Origin of the sequence: Falsibacillus albus, assembly GCF_003668575.1 — a bacterium.
GTDB lineage: Bacteria > Bacillota > Bacilli > Bacillales > DSM-25281 > Falsibacillus > Falsibacillus albus.
The window spans coordinates 149,455-165,768 of sequence record NZ_RCVZ01000005.1; the positions used below are offsets into that span (position 1 = coordinate 149,455).

At 41.6% G+C, this 16,314-nt stretch carries 17 protein-coding genes; all 17 read right to left on the bottom strand.

Annotated features, from left to right (window positions below; translation table 11 throughout):
• Window positions 1–31: 31 nt before the first annotated feature.
• The 17 genes from ileS to D9X91_RS09410 all read right to left on the bottom strand — a co-directional run bounded on the left by ileS (window position 32) and on the right by D9X91_RS09410 (window position 16,259).
• Window positions 32–2,803, bottom strand: coding sequence for an isoleucine--tRNA ligase (ileS, locus tag D9X91_RS09330; protein WP_121680339.1), 2,772 nt, complete (start codon window positions 2,801–2,803; stop codon window positions 32–34).
• Window positions 2,804–3,297: 494 nt separating this feature from the next.
• Complete coding sequence (locus tag D9X91_RS09335; protein WP_121680340.1) at window positions 3,298–3,810, bottom strand: DivIVA domain-containing protein; 513 nt, start codon at window positions 3,808–3,810, stop codon at window positions 3,298–3,300.
• Window positions 3,811–3,902: 92 nt separating this feature from the next.
• Window positions 3,903–4,694: a YlmH family RNA-binding protein gene (locus D9X91_RS09340; protein WP_233569755.1), complete on the bottom strand. Its 792-nt coding sequence runs from the start codon at window positions 4,692–4,694 to the stop codon at window positions 3,903–3,905.
• A 94-nt stretch (window positions 4,695–4,788) separates the two neighbouring features.
• Window positions 4,789–5,052: a YggT family protein gene (locus D9X91_RS09345; RefSeq protein ID WP_121680341.1), complete on the bottom strand. Its 264-nt coding sequence runs from the start codon at window positions 5,050–5,052 to the stop codon at window positions 4,789–4,791.
• 5 nt (window positions 5,053–5,057) lie between these two features.
• Entirely contained in the window at window positions 5,058–5,504 is a 447-nt protein-coding gene (locus tag D9X91_RS09350) for a cell division protein SepF (protein ID WP_121680342.1), read from the bottom strand.
• Window positions 5,505–5,516: 12 nt separating this feature from the next.
• Window positions 5,517–6,194, bottom strand: coding sequence for a YggS family pyridoxal phosphate-dependent enzyme (locus D9X91_RS09355; protein WP_121680343.1), 678 nt, complete (start codon window positions 6,192–6,194; stop codon window positions 5,517–5,519).
• 5 nt (window positions 6,195–6,199) lie between these two features.
• Window positions 6,200–7,021, bottom strand: coding sequence for a peptidoglycan editing factor PgeF (gene pgeF, locus D9X91_RS09360; RefSeq protein ID WP_121680344.1), 822 nt, complete (start codon window positions 7,019–7,021; stop codon window positions 6,200–6,202).
• A gap of 67 nt (window positions 7,022–7,088) precedes the next feature.
• On the bottom strand, window positions 7,089–7,361 hold the full coding sequence (locus tag D9X91_RS09365) for a YlmC/YmxH family sporulation protein (protein WP_121680345.1): 273 nt from the start codon (window positions 7,359–7,361) through the stop codon (window positions 7,089–7,091).
• Window positions 7,362–7,477: 116 nt separating this feature from the next.
• The gene (sigG, locus tag D9X91_RS09370) at window positions 7,478–8,254 is read right to left on the bottom strand and encodes an RNA polymerase sporulation sigma factor SigG (protein WP_121680346.1); all 777 of its coding nucleotides are present in this window, start codon (window positions 8,252–8,254) and stop codon (window positions 7,478–7,480) included.
• 706 nt (window positions 8,255–8,960) lie between these two features.
• Window positions 8,961–9,680 (bottom strand): RNA polymerase sporulation sigma factor SigE, encoded by a 720-nt coding sequence (sigE, locus tag D9X91_RS09375; protein WP_121680347.1) that lies wholly within the window; start codon window positions 9,678–9,680, stop codon window positions 8,961–8,963.
• Window positions 9,681–9,735: 55 nt separating this feature from the next.
• Window positions 9,736–10,662, bottom strand: a complete 927-nt coding sequence (gene spoIIGA / locus D9X91_RS09380) for a sigma-E processing peptidase SpoIIGA (RefSeq protein ID WP_121680348.1) — start codon at window positions 10,660–10,662, stop codon at window positions 9,736–9,738.
• A gap of 389 nt (window positions 10,663–11,051) precedes the next feature.
• On the bottom strand, window positions 11,052–12,197 hold the full coding sequence (ftsZ, locus tag D9X91_RS09385) for a cell division protein FtsZ (RefSeq protein ID WP_121680349.1): 1,146 nt from the start codon (window positions 12,195–12,197) through the stop codon (window positions 11,052–11,054).
• A 39-nt stretch (window positions 12,198–12,236) separates the two neighbouring features.
• Window positions 12,237–13,520: a cell division protein FtsA gene (ftsA, locus tag D9X91_RS09390; protein WP_121680350.1), complete on the bottom strand. Its 1,284-nt coding sequence runs from the start codon at window positions 13,518–13,520 to the stop codon at window positions 12,237–12,239.
• Window positions 13,521–13,649: 129 nt separating this feature from the next.
• Window positions 13,650–14,015 carry a small basic family protein gene (locus D9X91_RS09395; RefSeq protein WP_121680351.1) on the bottom strand — a complete coding sequence of 122 codons (366 nt, stop codon included), beginning with the start codon at window positions 14,013–14,015 and terminating at the stop codon, window positions 13,650–13,652.
• 1 nt (window position 14,016) lies between these two features.
• Window positions 14,017–14,742 (bottom strand): DUF881 domain-containing protein, encoded by a 726-nt coding sequence (locus D9X91_RS09400; protein ID WP_121680352.1) that lies wholly within the window; start codon window positions 14,740–14,742, stop codon window positions 14,017–14,019.
• Window positions 14,743–14,785: 43 nt separating this feature from the next.
• The gene (locus tag D9X91_RS09405; protein ID WP_121680353.1) at window positions 14,786–15,496 is read right to left on the bottom strand and encodes a DUF881 domain-containing protein; all 711 of its coding nucleotides are present in this window, start codon (window positions 15,494–15,496) and stop codon (window positions 14,786–14,788) included.
• Window positions 15,471–16,259: a cell division protein FtsQ/DivIB gene (locus D9X91_RS09410; protein ID WP_121680354.1), complete on the bottom strand. Its 789-nt coding sequence runs from the start codon at window positions 16,257–16,259 to the stop codon at window positions 15,471–15,473. Before D9X91_RS09410 ends, D9X91_RS09405 begins: the two co-directional genes overlap by 26 nt.
• Between the last annotated feature and the right edge of the window lie 55 nt (window positions 16,260–16,314).

Sequence of the window (16,314 nt, forward strand, 5' to 3'; positions counted from 1 at the left end):
CTCCTTCACGGTGCTTATTTGATTTCTTTTCTTATGCCAAATGAGAATAGTTTTCTTTGACCACTTCTGCGCATCGCGGGCATAGTGTTGGATGAGCTGGATCCTGACCGACGTCAGGTGTCACCACCCAGCACCTTTCACACGTTTCCCCATCAGCTTTCTCGACTACGATGGATGCATTATCCAGCTTAAGCGCATGTTCTGGAGCCTCATCGACTGCACCTGCAATTTCAAAACCTGAAACGATGAAAAGCTGCTTCAAGTTCTCTGAAATGCTCTCAAGCAATTCCTTTGTACTGCCATTGACATAAAGACGAACATAGGCTGTCAATGACTTCCCGATGACTTTTTCATTTCGTGCTTCTTCAAGTGCTTTTAGAACGTCGTCCCTTAAATCAAGGAAACGATCCCATTTCTTCACCAATGCTTCACTATCAGGCAGATCCTTCACCTCTGGCATATCCGTCAACTGAACACTTTCTTCGGCAACGCCTGGAATGTATGGCCATACCTCATCAGTCGTATGGGAAAGAATCGGAGACAATAACTTTGCCAATACAACCAGTGCTTCATGCAGAACAGTTTGCATGGCACGACGTTCAGGGTTGTCGGTTGCTTCGATATATAAAACATCCTTCGCAAAATCAAGGTAGAAAGAACTCAAGTCTAATGTACAGAAATTATTTACAGCATGATAGATGCTGGCAAACTCATAGTTCTCATAAGAATCATGTACATGCTTTACAAGATCATTCAATTTAACAAGCATATATTGATCCACTTCGCGAAGATTCTCATACGCGACTTTATCTTTTGTTGGATCAAAATCAGCAAGATTGCCCAAAAGGAAACGGAAAGTATTGCGGATTTTCCGATATACTTCTGCTACTTGCTTCAAGATCGGATCTGATACACGGACATCTGCTTGATAATCAACTGACGCCACCCATAGGCGGAGAATATCTGCACCCAGCTGTTTCATGACCTTGGCAGGAACAATGACGTTGCCGAGTGATTTACTCATCTTCCGCCCATCGCCATCCAGGGCAAAGCCATGGCTCAATACACCTTTATATGGTGCCTTGCCAGTTACCGCAACACCTGTTGTCAATGAAGAGTTGAACCAACCGCGATATTGGTCTGAGCCTTCCAAGTAAAGATCGGCCGGACGTTGAAGGTCGCTGCGCTCTTCAAGCACCGCTTGATGGGAAGACCCTGAGTCGAACCATACATCCATGATATCCTGTTCTTTCGTGAACTTGCCGTTCGGACTTCCTGGATGAGTGAAACCTTCAGGCAATAAGTCTTTTGCTTCTTTTTCAAACCAAACATTTGAGCCGTGCTCACGGAAAAGCTGCGATACATGTTCGATTGTTTCATCCGTAATGATTGAATCACCGTTCTCCGCATAGAATACCGGGATTGGCACACCCCATGCACGTTGACGGGAGATGCACCAATCTCCTCGGTCCCTGACCATGTTAAACAACCTTGTTTCTCCCCAGGCCGGTACCCATTTCGTTTCCTTTACTGCATCCAATAATTCTTTTCTGAATTTATCGATGGACGCAAACCATTGAGCCGTCGCCCGGAAAATGACCGGTTTCTTCGTACGCCAATCATGTGGATAGGAGTGTGTGATGAATTTTAATTTGAGTAATGCACCTGCTTCTTCAAGTTTTTGAGTAATAGGTTTATTCGCCTCATCATAGAACATTCCCTCAAAACCAGGTGCTTCAGCCGTCATGACCCCTTTATCATCTACTGGGCAGAGGACTTCCAATCCATACTGTTTTCCGACGAGGAAGTCATCTTCCCCATGACCCGGCGCAGTGTGAACACAGCCCGTACCTGAATCAGTTGTTACGTGCTCTCCTAAAATGACAAGGGATTCACGCTCATACAATGGATGCTTAGTAGTGATCCGTTCCAGCTCGGAGCCTTTTACCGTTTTTTCAATGGATGGATTTTCCCATTCCAGCTCGGATGTCACGTTCTCCAATAATTCTTTCGCAACGACATACTTTTGGCCATTTTCGTTCACGACAACATAGTCAAGATCTTTATGGACCGCAATTCCCAAATTCGCAGGAATGGTCCACGGGGTCGTCGTCCAGATGATCATTTTCGTCCCGGCCTCAAGGACGTTCTTGCCATCTTTCACATCAAAGCCGACGTAGATGGAAGGTGATCGTTTGTCCTGGTATTCAATCTCAGCTTCTGCCAATGCAGATTCACTGGAAGGGGACCAATACACCGGCTTTAGCCCCTTATAGATATAGCCCTTTTTAGCCATATCCCCAAATACCTTGATTTGTTGTGCTTCATAACGTGGTTCCAGTGTAATATAAGGGTTGAACCAATCTCCTCTTACACCTAGACGCATAAACTGCTCGCGCTGGCTGTCAACTTGCTCATAGGCATATTCCGCACATAGCTTCCTGAATTCAGCCACAGTCATTTCTTTTCGCTTGACCCCTTTATTCGTCAAAGCCTGTTCGATTGGCAATCCGTGGGTATCCCATCCAGGCACATAAGGTGCAGAATATCCGCTCATCGATTTATATCTTACGATAAAGTCCTTCAATACCTTATTCAAGGCATGCCCCATATGGATGTCGCCATTTGCATATGGAGGTCCATCATGTAAAACAAAAAGCGGACGTTCCTTCGTTCTTTCTTGGACTTTTTGATATATGTTCATCTCTTCCCACTTCGCTTGAAGCTCAGGCTCTCTTTTTGGAAGATTGCCGCGCATAGGAAAATCAGTCTTTGGCATTAGTAAAGTATCTTTATATTCCATCATCTTTCCTCCTTAACAATTTAAAAACATTCTGCTGTTATAAATACATGATTTCCACCATCGGGAAAAATAATGGCTCTTTTTGCAAAGTTGATTACCACCCGCTTCAATCAAAATCACATGGTGACTTTTCAAGTGTTGAAAACGACAATCTTTTAGAAAAAAAGCCAAAATAAAAAACCTTCTCATCCCCAAAAGGGACGAGAAGGTTTTTTCCCGTGGTACCACCCTAATAGATAAAGCACAGGGCTTTATCCACTCTGACATTCGTATCGTGAATGACTCGCCCTCATTACTGGCTTCTTCAGCGTTCATATCAGGCACTCAAGGGTGATTTTCCCAAACCTTGCTTATACCGGGCTTCCACCAATTCTCCGGCTCGCTGGCGTTGAAAACGCATATAAGTTGATAAGGATGGTACTGTCCCTCTCATCGTATTCCATAATAGTAGAAAGTATTTGTTAGTAAATTATATGTGAACACGTTTCAATTCGTCAAGTCAATGTATCTTCTTGCAGCACCTTAAGCTCGGATGCATCGATTTCAAATTCCATTAGTTTGTCCCAATCATCGTTCTTTAGCATGTCCAATTGAGCTTCAATCAGCATTTTGAATCGTGTGCGGAATACTTTGGATTGTTTTTTCAAATCCTCGATTTCAATGGCAATCTTCCTTGCTTTTGAAAGCGACTCGTTCACGATTCGGTCTGCATTCTTTTCTGCTTCTTTAATAATTAGCTTTGATTCTTTTTGTGCATGCCTTCTTACTTCTTCGGCTGCTTCTTGTGCGACAACAATCGATTTGTTCAATGTTTCTTCAATATTTGTGAAATGACCTAAACGCTCATGCATAGATTCAAGCTTTTCTTCTAATTCCTTTTTTTCACGAATAAGCAATTCATAATCTTTTATGACCTGATCAAGAAACTCATTTACCTCGTCTTCGTCATACCCTCGAAATCCTTTGCTGAATTCTTTATTATGTATATCCAACGGTGTTAAAGGCATGCTGCCACCTCCACTAAATCATCTGCTCATATTTGTTTTAATTATACTGATATTTCGACAGTTTGTGGGCAAAATCCTTCAATTTTCTAAAATTATTTCAAAACTCCTACGACGATTCTCCATTTTTCTTTTTTTGTCATGCCTTCAATCGACATAATTTTGCTTCTGCCAAAGCCCCGTGCAGAAATGATATCCCCTGCCTCACACTGAAACGCCCCCTGTTCGACGACCCGCCAATTCACCTTGACCTGCCCGGCCTTTATTAATGCCTGAACCTTTTGGCGTGAACTATTGGTCACCGATGAAAGAACGGCGTCCAGTCGCAATGAGCTTACGGTAGTCTGGGACTCCTTCCATTCCTCGGTTGAGGTGGACAAATCCGCCCACTCAATATTCTTAATTTCTATCTTCGTTTTTCCAACGTGTGTAAATTGCATTTGCAGATAATCGGCGATCTCTTTGGCAAAAACAAGCTGAATATTTTCTGGTGTCACAAGTATATCCCCAAACTTGTCGCGTCGAACCCCCAATGACATGATGCTTCCTAAAATTTGACGATGATCCAATCTTACAAATTTCTTTGGATAGACGATTTCTGCCAAACCGAGAGAAAAATCTGCTTCTTGTGGTTCATAATAGGAAGGATAAATAATGGCGCGCTTTCTTTCAGAATAAGCACTGCCGCCATTAAAGCGTACGAATATTTCTTGATTTTTACCAAGTAAAGATTCAGTGATTTTTTGCTGCCTCGGATCAAGGAAGTCCGTTAGCTTCGGGGAGTAGCTGTCTTCGACGAATTGCCTCCATTCCATCACCTGATCGACGAATTCTCTTTCCTCGGGACGAAAATGTTGATAAAGACTGTTCATAATTTTTCCTTTCATGCCTCATTGAATTCTAAATCAATAAAGGGTGAATCTCTACTAGTTGTAGATCATCACCCTTTTCCTGTTAGTTCCGTTCATTACTCTTCCGTACTTACATTGTCCAATGAATCAGCTGGAATATCCCCTGCCTTGCAAGGTTCAATACAATAAAGGCAACGATCGGAGAAATATCGATCATTCCAAGCGGGGGCACGATCCTTCTGAACGGCTCTAAATAAGGCTCGCAGATTTTCGTCAATACCCTGCCAATGCTCGTATCCCTCGCATTAGGGAACCAAGACATCAATATGTAGATAATCAATGCCCAAGAGTAAATTTCAATTATGTCTCCTAAAATAACCAATACCCATGCCATTTGTTTTATGACCACCTCGTATCATCTATATCTGCTTCAGAAAATAATTCCGAAATGTTGCCTGATACCTCCACATTATCCGGCGTACAAAGGAAAATATTTGAACCAATCCGTTGAATGTCTCCGCCGATTGCATAGACTGTGCCACTTAAAAAATCGACGATCCGTTTAGCTTGATCGTGCTGGATTCGCTGCAGGTTGACGACGACGGCCCGTCTGTTTTTTAAATGGTCAGCAATTTCCTGTGCTTCTGCGTACACTCTTGGTTCAATTAAAACGACTTTGGATGCCTTTTGTACACTTTGGAGGCTCACGATGTTCTGTTTGTTCGTCACTGGCTGTTTGACAGGTTTGCTTGCTTCTACCTCTTCTTCTTCCATCATTTCTTCTTCCATATCATCATATTCATCATCGAGCAGAAAAAATGTTTTAAATTTTGATTTTAATCCCACTTCCAACACCTCCTATGAGTTTTCGCCAACCAAGGATGTCCCTATCCGTATAAATGTGGCACCTTCTTCGATGGCAATTTGAAAATCATTAGACATACCCATTGATAGTTCCTCACAAGGTGCATTAGCTAATTGCAGCTTTTTGATGGCTGTCTGAATGTCCTTTAATTGAGCAAAACATTTTCTTATTTCATCTCTGTCCTCCGAAAATGGAGCCATCGTCATCAAACCGACAATGGATATATTGGGAAAATCCATAAGCTGTTCCACAAAATTTATTACATCCTCCGGATCCAAACCATGCTTTGATTCTTCACCTGAGGTATTTACCTGGACAAAACATTTCATCGGCTTGTCCGCTCGCTTATTAATTTCTTTGGCTAATGAAAGACGGTCAAGTGAATGTATGTATTGAACTTTATTAATGATATTTTTCACTTTTCTTGTTTGGAGGGACCCGATAAAGTGCCAAATCGGCCCTTCCCCAAGTGCATCCCATTTTTCCAAGAGTCCATCATCCCTATTTTCACCCAAGTTTTTCAACCCTGCGGACAATGCTTCCTTTGCTCTTTCTACGGAAACATATTTCGTTACAGCAATAATCTCAATTTCTCCGGGATTTCTTCCGGAACGTCTGCATGCTTCATCTATTTCCTCTTGTATGACTGCCATTTTGTCTGTTACCTTCATTGATGTCAATCTCCTTTCCAGCCGATAAAACTCAACATTCTGCCCGTACTTCCACCGTCTTTCCGATGTGAAAAGAAGTGCTTTGAATGACAGCTTGTACAATAATTTGTACTCATTATGTTTCGGGCTGGAATACCTGATTTTTCCAAGATGATTCTGTTCATCTTTTTGAGATCCAATGCATATTGAGCGAAGCTGATTTCATTATAGGGCTTTTGATCGCTGACTTCTAGCCATTTTTCAATTTCTTTTATTACATTATCATCAACAATATAACAATCTTGACAGATGGATGGTCCGATCATGACCTGGATCTTCTCCTTGTTGATTCCATGTTTTTCCCACTGAAGGATCATCTCAGCCGCAATCCCTTTTACCGTACCTTTCCAGCCGGCATGGGCGATGCCGATCATCCGGCTATCCGGTTCGATAAAATAAACCGGGACGCAATCAGCGAAGCATAAAGTGAGCAGAAGTCCTTCAACGCATGTATACAGGCCGTCCGTGTCCTTTATGCTTGAAGCATAGTCAAGAGAGCCTTTTCCTCGATCATCTTTCCCAATTTGCTGAATGTGGCTGCCATGGGTTTGTTCAGCACCTACCCAATGATCCACCGGTAATCCGATCGAGGAGGAAAGGGTCTTTCGGTTTTCTGCCACAAGCTCCAGGTGATCTCCCACATGGAAGCCGCAGTTGAGCCCTTCATAGGCTCCTTGGCTATGTCCGCCAATCCTTGTTGAAAACCCGGCGGTCAGGCCGTTATATTTCCCAGTCCATTCTTTGATTCCGTAGAATTCTGTACTTTCCTGTACAAATGGTTCACTCATTACCAAGGTCCTCCATTTGTTTTTCTCTAGTTTAACACAAGAGACAGGGAAAGGTCAGCTCTTATCACTATTTAGGTTCCTGCAGCTGCTGCTGGGAATACTTTTGATCCTTGAAGCGTACAAGAATAACATCGGTTCCGATTTTTACAATATTATTCCAAGGGACGACCACATCCTCTTCCTTTCCAAAAAAACCGAGCAATTTCCCTCCTGTCCCGATTACGATGGCTTCAATTTTTCCAGTATCCAAATTAATTTCTATATCTGCGATATTCCCAAGTTTTTTTCCGTCAGAAATATTCACGACATCTTTTATCTGGAATTCAGATATTCTTACCATCTTTATTACTCTCCCCTCAAATGAATCTTCTCTAACTACTATATGCTTCCGGAGTGTAAAATGATGATAAGCGTCTAGAACGTTTAAAAGCCAGCTGGAAGACAGCTGGCTGGTGTTTATTGAATATTTTTGTTCATTTGTTTGATTGCAGCTTTCTCAAGCCGCGACACTTGAGCTTGTGAGATGCCGATTTCTTCTGCCACTTCCATTTGTGTTTTACCTTGGAAGAATCGCTTGCGAATGATCATTTTTTCCCTTTCATTCAACCTTCTCATGCCCTCTTTTAAAGCAATTTCCTCAATCCATTGGATATCCTTGTTTTTCTCATCGCTCAATTGATCCATCACAAAGATCGGATCACCACCATCATTATAAATGGGTTCGAACAATGATACAGGGTCCTGAATGGCATCAAGTGCAAAAACCACTTCTTCATGGGCAACATCAAGCACTCTGGCAATTTCCTCAGCGGTCGGCTCTCTAGATGTCTCACTCATTAGCCGCTCCCTTACTTGCAGTGCCTTATACGCAATGTCTCTTAAGCTGCGGGAAACCCGTATTGGATTATTATCCCTCAGATAACGGCGAATCTCACCGATGATCATCGGGACAGCGTAGGTGGAAAATTTCACATTTTGGCTCAAATCGAAATTATCTATGGATTTCATGAGTCCGATACAGCCTACTTGAAATAAGTCGTCCACAAATTCCCCACGGTTGTTAAACCTTTGGATAACGCTCAAGACTAATCGTAAATTTCCATTTACTAATTTTTCTCTTGCTGAAAGTTCTCCAGACTGCATTTGCTTGAAGAGTTCTCTCATTTCCTCATTTTTAAGGACTGGAAGCTTAGATGTGTCAACACCGCATATTTCTACTTTATTACGCGTCAAGTATTTTCCCTCCTATCAGGAGCTGCTGTTACAAAGTTAAGTATCTCCTTGGGAGGGAAATTTATGCACGAAGCTATTCCATTTCACACTGTCAATTCGTCCATTTTATGTAAAAACCTAGTCATATCAAGTAATGAATCCTCTAATTTTTTTATAATTTTTTTCGCCGTAATGGTTCTTGCTAATAATCCAATGTATAGTTCGATATCCGCCCGTTATCCGCACCTCCGGCTCGAATCCACATTAGATGGCGAAATGACGTTTCACAAGTCTTTTGTGAATATATCTTTCCTAATTCTACCTTGGTAAAATTTGTTGCTTTCATGAGGTCGTTCGATGTTGGCACACGACGTGCCGAACTTAATCGAACAACCGCCCAACCTCTCCTCACTCCGCTGCGGGGTCTCACCTTGTCCGCTAATCCATCCGGAGTCTCGCACCTTCCGCTGCAATCAACTTCATTTGATGATTCTTTTAAGAAAAACTGTTTAAACCGACAATCATATATAAAACAGCTTCACCAGAACATCTCAATCTTTTTTAAAAAATAATAGGACCCCTAAAAGTATCGATACTTTCAGGAAATCCTATTTTGTCGATATAGAAAATAAAGATTAGCCTTACTCGATTATTGCTTAGTCCAAGAAAAATTCGAACCCCAATTTTCCCTTCTCTTCGCCTCTGTTCGAGCCGGCTCCGCTTTTCTTTACACCATTTTGTTGAATTCTTTTCTTAGTCTTTTTATGATCCTTTTTTCAAGACGGGAGATGTAGGATTGGGATATTCCCAACATATCCGCAACGTCCTTTTGTGTCTTTTCTTCCCCCCCTATTAAGCCAAAACGAAGTTCCATGATTTGCTTCTCTCGATCGGATAGTTGATGCAATGCCTTCAGGAGTAATTTCCGATCGACTGTCGCCTCCAGATCTTTCGTTATGATATCTTCTTCCGTTCCAAGCACATCCGATAGGAGAAGTTCATTTCCATCCCAGTCAATATTGAGCGGCTCATCGAACGATACTTCCGATCTTATTTTATTATTTCTTCTCAAATACATTAATATTTCGTTTTCGATGCAGCGGGAAGCATATGTAGCCAATTTGATCTTCTTCTCTGGATTGAATGTGTTTACCGCTTTAATGAGGCCAATCGTTCCTATGCTGATTAAGTCCTCGATATTGATGCCGGTGTTTTCAAACTTTCTTGCTATATATACGACCAGCCTCAGATTTCTTTCGATGAGCAAGGATCGTGCAGCTTTATCGCCTTTTGGCAGTTTCTTCAGAAGCACTTCCTCTTCATCTTTGGTCAATGGCGGCGGAAGTGCTTCGCTCCCGCCGATATAATAGATCTCATCCGATTTAATACCGAGCTTGATCAATAATTTATACCAATAATAAGACAGCTTGAGTTTTAAACTTTTCAACTTGTTTCCTCCTTCTATTTTATACAAATGCGGAGTATAGTTATATTACCGCTCATTATGAGGCCGTTTTTACACTGATCCCAGTAAGCATTTTCGGATGGACGATGCAGTCAAATTCATCATCCTGCGATAACGGTTGCACCGTAAATGAGATTAGCGCCTTCTTTATGGTCCATGTCTCCTGTTGATTGCTTATCTTGATGAAATCCGGCTTGAATGCACTGAGTAATTGATGCTGTTTTCCAACAACCTGTGCCGGCACAAATCTAAGCCGATCTCGCCATTCATCAGGAAGCTGTATGGTCCCGTCCATAAATGCGTCCGGATCCCTGGCTATCGAAACAATAGGTGAAGGCAGATGTTCTTGTAAGCTCTTGATGGAAACAATCATCACAGGCATTTGAGAAATGGGATCGGTTAATTTATTCCCGCTGTCGATCAAACCCTTTAAAGTGAACTTAAGTCCATTAAGTTCTATTGATACCAATACAATTTGATCGTATTGAATTTTTGCCATTTCAAAGGTCTCGATCCTTTTCTTGGAGAAATACCATGCAGCTGGAATCCCAAATATCACGAACAACCAAGATATCGGATCACCGAAGCCCCGAACACTGGCCAAGAATATTGAAGATTGATAATCGAGCTGGAAAGATAACAAATAATGAGTCCCCATGAGGATGCCGCCTATTAAAAAGGTGGAAAAATAAAAGGTCATTAAATTGCTTAAATAATACTTTGCCCGTTTAAAGCCAAAGACTGCCAATACCATCATCAGAGAGAATGATAATTTCAGCCAGATATCATTTGCAATCCCGCCCCATGGTGTAATAGGAAGTAAAATGATCAATGAGCCAATAAACCCGCCCAGCAAGACCCTCCACCAAGGAACATGCCTTTTCAAAATAAGAGAGGTCATCCATAATATCAAACTATCTACTAAAAGATTCAATAGCCAGATCACATCTAAATAAATTACCAACCATTCCCCCCCTTATCGCTTATCTTTTTGTGGTTAGAAAAAGTATATCCCACCTCCTGGTCAGAAGTGTGTCAGTTCTTGTATGCTGGACGAAAGATTTTTTTGGAGTTTCGTTCGAATTTTGTCAAATCTTTTTGAGAGAAATTGTGGGAGAAGAATGATGATTTTATTGGAGATGTTTTCAAATTAATGTTTATTACATTCTAATATTGATTTTTTAATAGCTATTTTGTTCGATGAATGAAAGTTTTCCAGCTCTTTTCCCATATACGCTATTTTAAAGTTGAAACTTTGTTTAAACCATCATACTTTATTAGCTGAAGCAACAATGTATGAGAAAAGAGCCTAAATAAAAAAACGAGTGGCATTCACCACTCGTTTTCATATTCTTATCGGCGTCGATTGCGATTTCGCAGGAATGTAGGAATATCCAATGTTTCTTCCATCGGCTGGGATGAAGTAGAACGCTGTGTTTGCGGTTCCGGCTGAATTTCTTCGCGTTTCGGCTCCCTTTTCACTGTTGGATTCGCATTTTGTTTCATTTGACCGAATGAAGGGCGGACTTGCTTAGGCTGAACGACTTCTTCATTAAAACCTGTTGCAATGACCGTTACTACAATTTCATCTTTGAAATTCTCATTAATTACAGAACCAAAAATCATGTTCACTTCTTGGTCTGATGCAGATGCTACGATATCCGCCGCTTCTTGAACCTCATATAAGCTAAGGTTCGTTCCGCCGGTGATATTCATAAGCACGCCTTGTGCTCCATCAATGGAAGTTTCAAGCAGCGGAGAGGAAATTGCTTTTTTCGCAGCCTCTGCCGCACGACTTTCACCAGTGGCAACACCAATTCCCATCAATGCAGACCCTTTATTGGACATGATTGTCTTTACATCGGCAAAGTCCAGATTGATTAATCCTGGGACAGCGATTAAATCGGAAATACCTTGAACACCTTGTCGAAGGACGTTATCCGCTTCACGGAATGCCTCAAGCATCGGGGTGCTTTTATCAACAATTTCCAACAACCTGTCATTGGGAATGACGATGAGTGTATCGACAGCTTCTTTCATGGAAGAAATTCCGCCAGCTGCCTGTGTTTGACGCTTTCGGCCTTCAAATGTAAATGGGCGTGTAACAACACCAACTGTCAAAGCGCCAAGATCTTTCGCGATCTGAGCAATGACCGGTGCAGCACCAGTTCCCGTTCCGCCTCCCATACCTGCGGTTACGAAAACCATATCTGCGCCTTTAAGTGCTTCTTCGATTTGCTCCTTGCTTTCTTCAGCGGCTTTTTTGCCGACCTCTGGATTGGCGCCTGCACCCAATCCCCTTGTCAACTTGGCCCCTATTTGCATCTTTATTTCAGCTTTTGATAGATTCAATGCTTGTGCATCTGTATTAACAGAAATGAATTCTACACCTTGAACCCCATGTTCAATCATTCGGTTTACGGCGTTGTTTCCACCGCCGCCAACTCCGATTACTTTAATAGTTGCTAATTGGTCTAAATTAGTATCAAACTCCAACATGACAAATCCTCCTAATTCGTCTATTTCCGCTACGATGTCTTATTCGAAAAAGTATCCAAAAAACTTTTTCATTTTATTCGAAATCTTTTCTTCTGGCTGCTTCTCTACTCTTGGTTTTGGCTGTGGTTGTTTTGCTTGCCTCTTCTCGACATTTTCAGAAGGAACGGGAGCAGCACTTACGTTTCTTCCTTGCAATCTAGCATTCTTGTGTGCGTATTTGATTAAACCAACAGCAGTAGTATATTGTGATTCCCGGACACCAATGTAATCCGGAATCGCAACTCTTACGCGATTTTGGAATACCAGCTGAGCTAGATCAAGAACTCCTGGGAGGTTAGCCATCCCGCCGGTAAGGACATAGCCGCCGGGTAAGTCTCTAATACCCAATCTTTTTAATTCATGTTGAACCAGGTCGAAGATTTCTTCAAGCCTTGCTTCAATGATATCAGAAATTTCTAATTGATTAAATTGCTGATGTTGATCACTTCCTATAATTGGAACACTGAACACTTCTTCCTCTGATGCGTGGTCATAAAATGCATGTCCATATTTTGCCTTGATTCTTTCAGCATCTTCGGTTGATGTCCGCAAGCCAATCGATAAATCTTTGGTAATGTGCTCGCCGCCTACCGGCAATACTGAAGTAACCTTCAAATGACCTTGCTCAAAAACAGCAAGAGTCGTTGAGCCACCGCCTATATCGATGAGGGCGGCTCCTAGATTTTGTTCATCCTTCGATAATGCAATCGCTCCAGCTGCCAGTGGCTGCAGAACAATATCCGTAATATCCAGCCCTGCGCGCTCCACACAGCGAAGAGTATTATGTAATATAGTTTTGGAACCTGTTATAATGGTGCCTTCCATCTCGAGCCTTACACCGATCATGCCGCGAGGGTCATTTATTTCATCGAGCCCGTCAACAATGAACTGCTTCGGGATGACATTAATGATTTCTCGTTCTGGTGGTATGGAAACGACTTGGGCCGCATCCATTACCCTTGCTACGTCATCATCCGATATTTCACGGTTTTCACTTGATACTGCCACTACTCCGTGACAAGGTTGGAGGGTGACGTGATTGCCGGCTACACCTACAATCACTTTGTTAATATTCATACCTATCATTCTCTCTGCTTGCTCGACTGCTTTTTTTATAGAATGAACGGTTTCGTCTATATCGACAATAGACCCTTTTCTAATCCCTTCTGAAAGGACGTTTCCAACACCGATAATGTTTAAGGAATCATTGACCATTTCTCCAATTATCACTTTTACAGTGGATGTACCGATGTCAAGACTCACATATATTTCATTGCTGTTCATTCTATGGCACCTCCTTCAACAAATCTACATTACTTTTCGTATTTTGAACAACAATTGTAATGATTAACGTTAAATTGAATATATCTTATAATGTAATTCGGCAAAACTCACATTTTCCCTTTTAAAAAATCAATTTTTTTCAGATTTTTCATTAGAATTTGAAGACCATTTGCTAATCAAAATCCGCCTGATGACAGCGATGTTCTGAAATAGACGGACGCCAAAGGCAAAAACAGCTGCTAAATACAAGTCTACACCAAGATGTACACCTAGAAAAGCCAAACTTGCGGCTAGCAAAATGTTAAAAAAGAAGCCCGAAACAAAAACGCGATCATCATAAATATTTTGCAAATGAGCCCTAATTCCCCCGAAAAGGGTGTCAAGTGCAGCCAAAACTGCGATGGAAAGGTAGTTAGAGTATTCCTCCGGGATCCGTATATCGGTCAACAGGCCAAGAACTACCCCAACTAGAAGCCCTAAAACTGGAAGCCACATACTAATTCTCTCCTTTTTCTTTGACAGGCTCCATGTAGCGAATCCTAATTGTATCCTGATAGCCAGGTATTTTTACTTTTTTGCTCGGTTTAGAAATGTTGATCCTCAGATCATCGAGGAAAAATTCATCTGCTGATTGAGATACCTGCATTCTATTGTACAACTTCTGGGCCGTTTCCCAATCGTCGGTAATGATCTTGACCTCAATCGGCACTTTGCCGACCGTATGGCCATTGACTTTCGTTTCACCGTTGATGTCGCGTATGACTGTATTATTGACAACCCGCTGATTGTCGATGGAAATATACTTGGCGTCATACATATTCAGCTCATTCACCATTCTTTTCAAAAGATCCGGCGAAACGGACTTCAGGTTCTTCCCGAGGAGCCCGTCTTCGTATACAGGTTCGATCGTCAGGACAATCCCGGGACCGCTTATGTCTGTTAGTCCTGCTTCTTTTTTCAGCTCATCAAGGGTTTCCCGCAAGGCTTCTTCCTTGCTCACCTTCTTATTGGCTTCATACTTGTCCAATTTTTCCTCGTTGGATCTAATTTCATTGATTAAATTTGATTGTAATTTTTTTTCTTTCAACAACGCTTCCCTTAATTCCCAGATATCCCGGGTGTCTCTGACTACAGGTTTCTTCACGGTTTGAAATTGTATGGCCAGCATGAAACCGATAATGATTGTAATCAATGTGAAGCTGACTTTGACTCTTTTGGCCACTCCTTTTCACCTAGCCTTCTAGTTTAAAGGAAAAGACCCTACCTTAGGAAGATTCCCCAAGGATAGGTTCTAACACTATTTGATCTTTCTTTTCCAGCTTGAAAATAATATTATCGTTCACAAGCTGGTCTTTCACGCCTCCTGTAATATTCAGCGCTGAAGCCATAACATCCGGATCCCCTATTGCCGAGATGGTGAATGGGGCAGGATGTTGAACCCCGTCCACCGTGATGACTGGACCATTGCATAATATATAGGAATCATGCTGCAGCCTCTGGCCATTGATCGCCACCGCACCAGCCCCTGCAATATACAGTTCGTTGATTACACTGAAAATATGGTGTTCGTGCACAAGATAATTATTGACATTTTCTTCATCTGGATTATAATCACCATCTTCCAATGTGACGACGATTCCTTTACCCTTTACTTTCACTTTCCCGAGATACATCCGATACTTTTCAGCATCCTCCGCCAAATTGTAAAATACCTGTTCTTCCTTGGAAAGCTCCTTCTCACTGTCAAGCACTTTCGATTGCTTGGCATACAGCTCTTTCTGAAGCTTTCGATTGGCTTTTTGCTGTTCTATCAGCTGGCTTCTCAATTGATCTTCCCGCTCCCATTGCCGATCGGTAATTTTATTCTTTGCCTGTTCTTTATTTGCTAAGCTGTATGAGAAAGCAAGAATAAACCCGAGTACAAGCGTGACAAGAGAGAGGACGACTTGCTTACCTTTTATCTTCTTTTTTTTCATTTTGATTCTCTCCCTCGGAGTCATAAGCTTTGAAAAAGGAGCCGACTTCCAAGTCGATGACACCTTTCTTATTTGGATCCAATTGGCTTATGATGGAAGGGTAATGTACCATTTTTCCGGCAAACGTACGGATGGTCGCACTGACTTCGAATCCATCATTCATAAATAGCGTGATATGATATTTATCGGTTTTTTTAGGGGTGTATTGAATTTCCGAGATGGAATTGACAATTTCATCGGGCACTTTGCCTAATTCCTTAACCATTTCATTCAATACATTTCCTTGTAAAAAATCCGACAGAATAGGAGAATTAACGGGGATTCCTTTCATAGGGGCATCCCTGATAATCTTCCCATTTTCTAAAACTGGCAAAAAGCTTGTCCCCTTTGCCAAGTAAGCAATTTTTCCATATTCACTAATATGTATTGTAATATTATTTGGAAGGTGGACACTTACTTTTGCTTTTTTTACTTCAGGCATTTCAGTCAATCTCTTTTGCGTCTCTTTCCGATTAATGCCCCAGACATTCATGCCTTTTTTTATTTTGCTATTCTTTAAGATTGTCTGATTGCTTAACAGGCTGTTCCCTGTTACTTCAATCTTATTCACCTTGCTGAAGGGAGATTGAAAATAAGCAACGCATACGATCAACAGAAAGAATATGGAAAGCAGTAGAATGAGTCTTCGGTTTGCTTTTCGCTTCCTTTGCTGCTTTATTTTTGGAATGCGGTCTTCCAGTGAAACAATATTTCCTTTTTTCATAACAATCCACCTTTTCACTTACATAAAGAATGGAGTAGCAGAAATCCTTCCATTC

Excerpts from the sequence above, each read along its gene's own strand:
- ileS (WP_121680339.1), bottom strand. The coding sequence starts at position 2,803 with ATGGAATATAAAGATACTTTACTAATGCCAAAGACTGATTTTCCTATG.
- D9X91_RS09335 (WP_121680340.1), bottom strand. The coding sequence starts at position 3,810 with ATGCCTTTAACACCGTTGGATATACATAATAAAGAATTCAGCAAAGGA.
- D9X91_RS09340 (WP_233569755.1), bottom strand. The coding sequence starts at position 4,694 with ATGAAAGGAAAAATTATGAACAGTCTTTATCAACATTTTCGTCCCGAG.
- D9X91_RS09345 (WP_121680341.1), bottom strand. The coding sequence starts at position 5,052 with ATGGCATGGGTATTGGTTATTTTAGGAGACATAATTGAAATTTACTCT.
- D9X91_RS09355 (WP_121680343.1), bottom strand. The coding sequence starts at position 6,194 with ATGAAGGTAACAGACAAAATGGCAGTCATACAAGAGGAAATAGATGAA.
- pgeF (WP_121680344.1), bottom strand. The coding sequence starts at position 7,021 with ATGAGTGAACCATTTGTACAGGAAAGTACAGAATTCTACGGAATCAAA.
- D9X91_RS09365 (WP_121680345.1), bottom strand. The coding sequence starts at position 7,361 with ATGGTAAGAATATCTGAATTCCAGATAAAAGATGTCGTGAATATTTCT.
- ftsZ (WP_121680349.1), bottom strand. The coding sequence starts at position 12,197 with ATGTTGGAGTTTGATACTAATTTAGACCAATTAGCAACTATTAAAGTA.
- ftsA (WP_121680350.1), bottom strand. The coding sequence starts at position 13,520 with ATGAACAGCAATGAAATATATGTGAGTCTTGACATCGGTACATCCACT.
- D9X91_RS09395 (WP_121680351.1), bottom strand. The coding sequence starts at position 14,015 with ATGTGGCTTCCAGTTTTAGGGCTTCTAGTTGGGGTAGTTCTTGGCCTG.
- D9X91_RS09405 (WP_121680353.1), bottom strand. The coding sequence starts at position 15,496 with ATGAAAAAAAAGAAGATAAAAGGTAAGCAAGTCGTCCTCTCTCTTGTC.
- D9X91_RS09410 (WP_121680354.1), bottom strand. The coding sequence starts at position 16,259 with ATGAAAAAAGGAAATATTGTTTCACTGGAAGACCGCATTCCAAAAATA.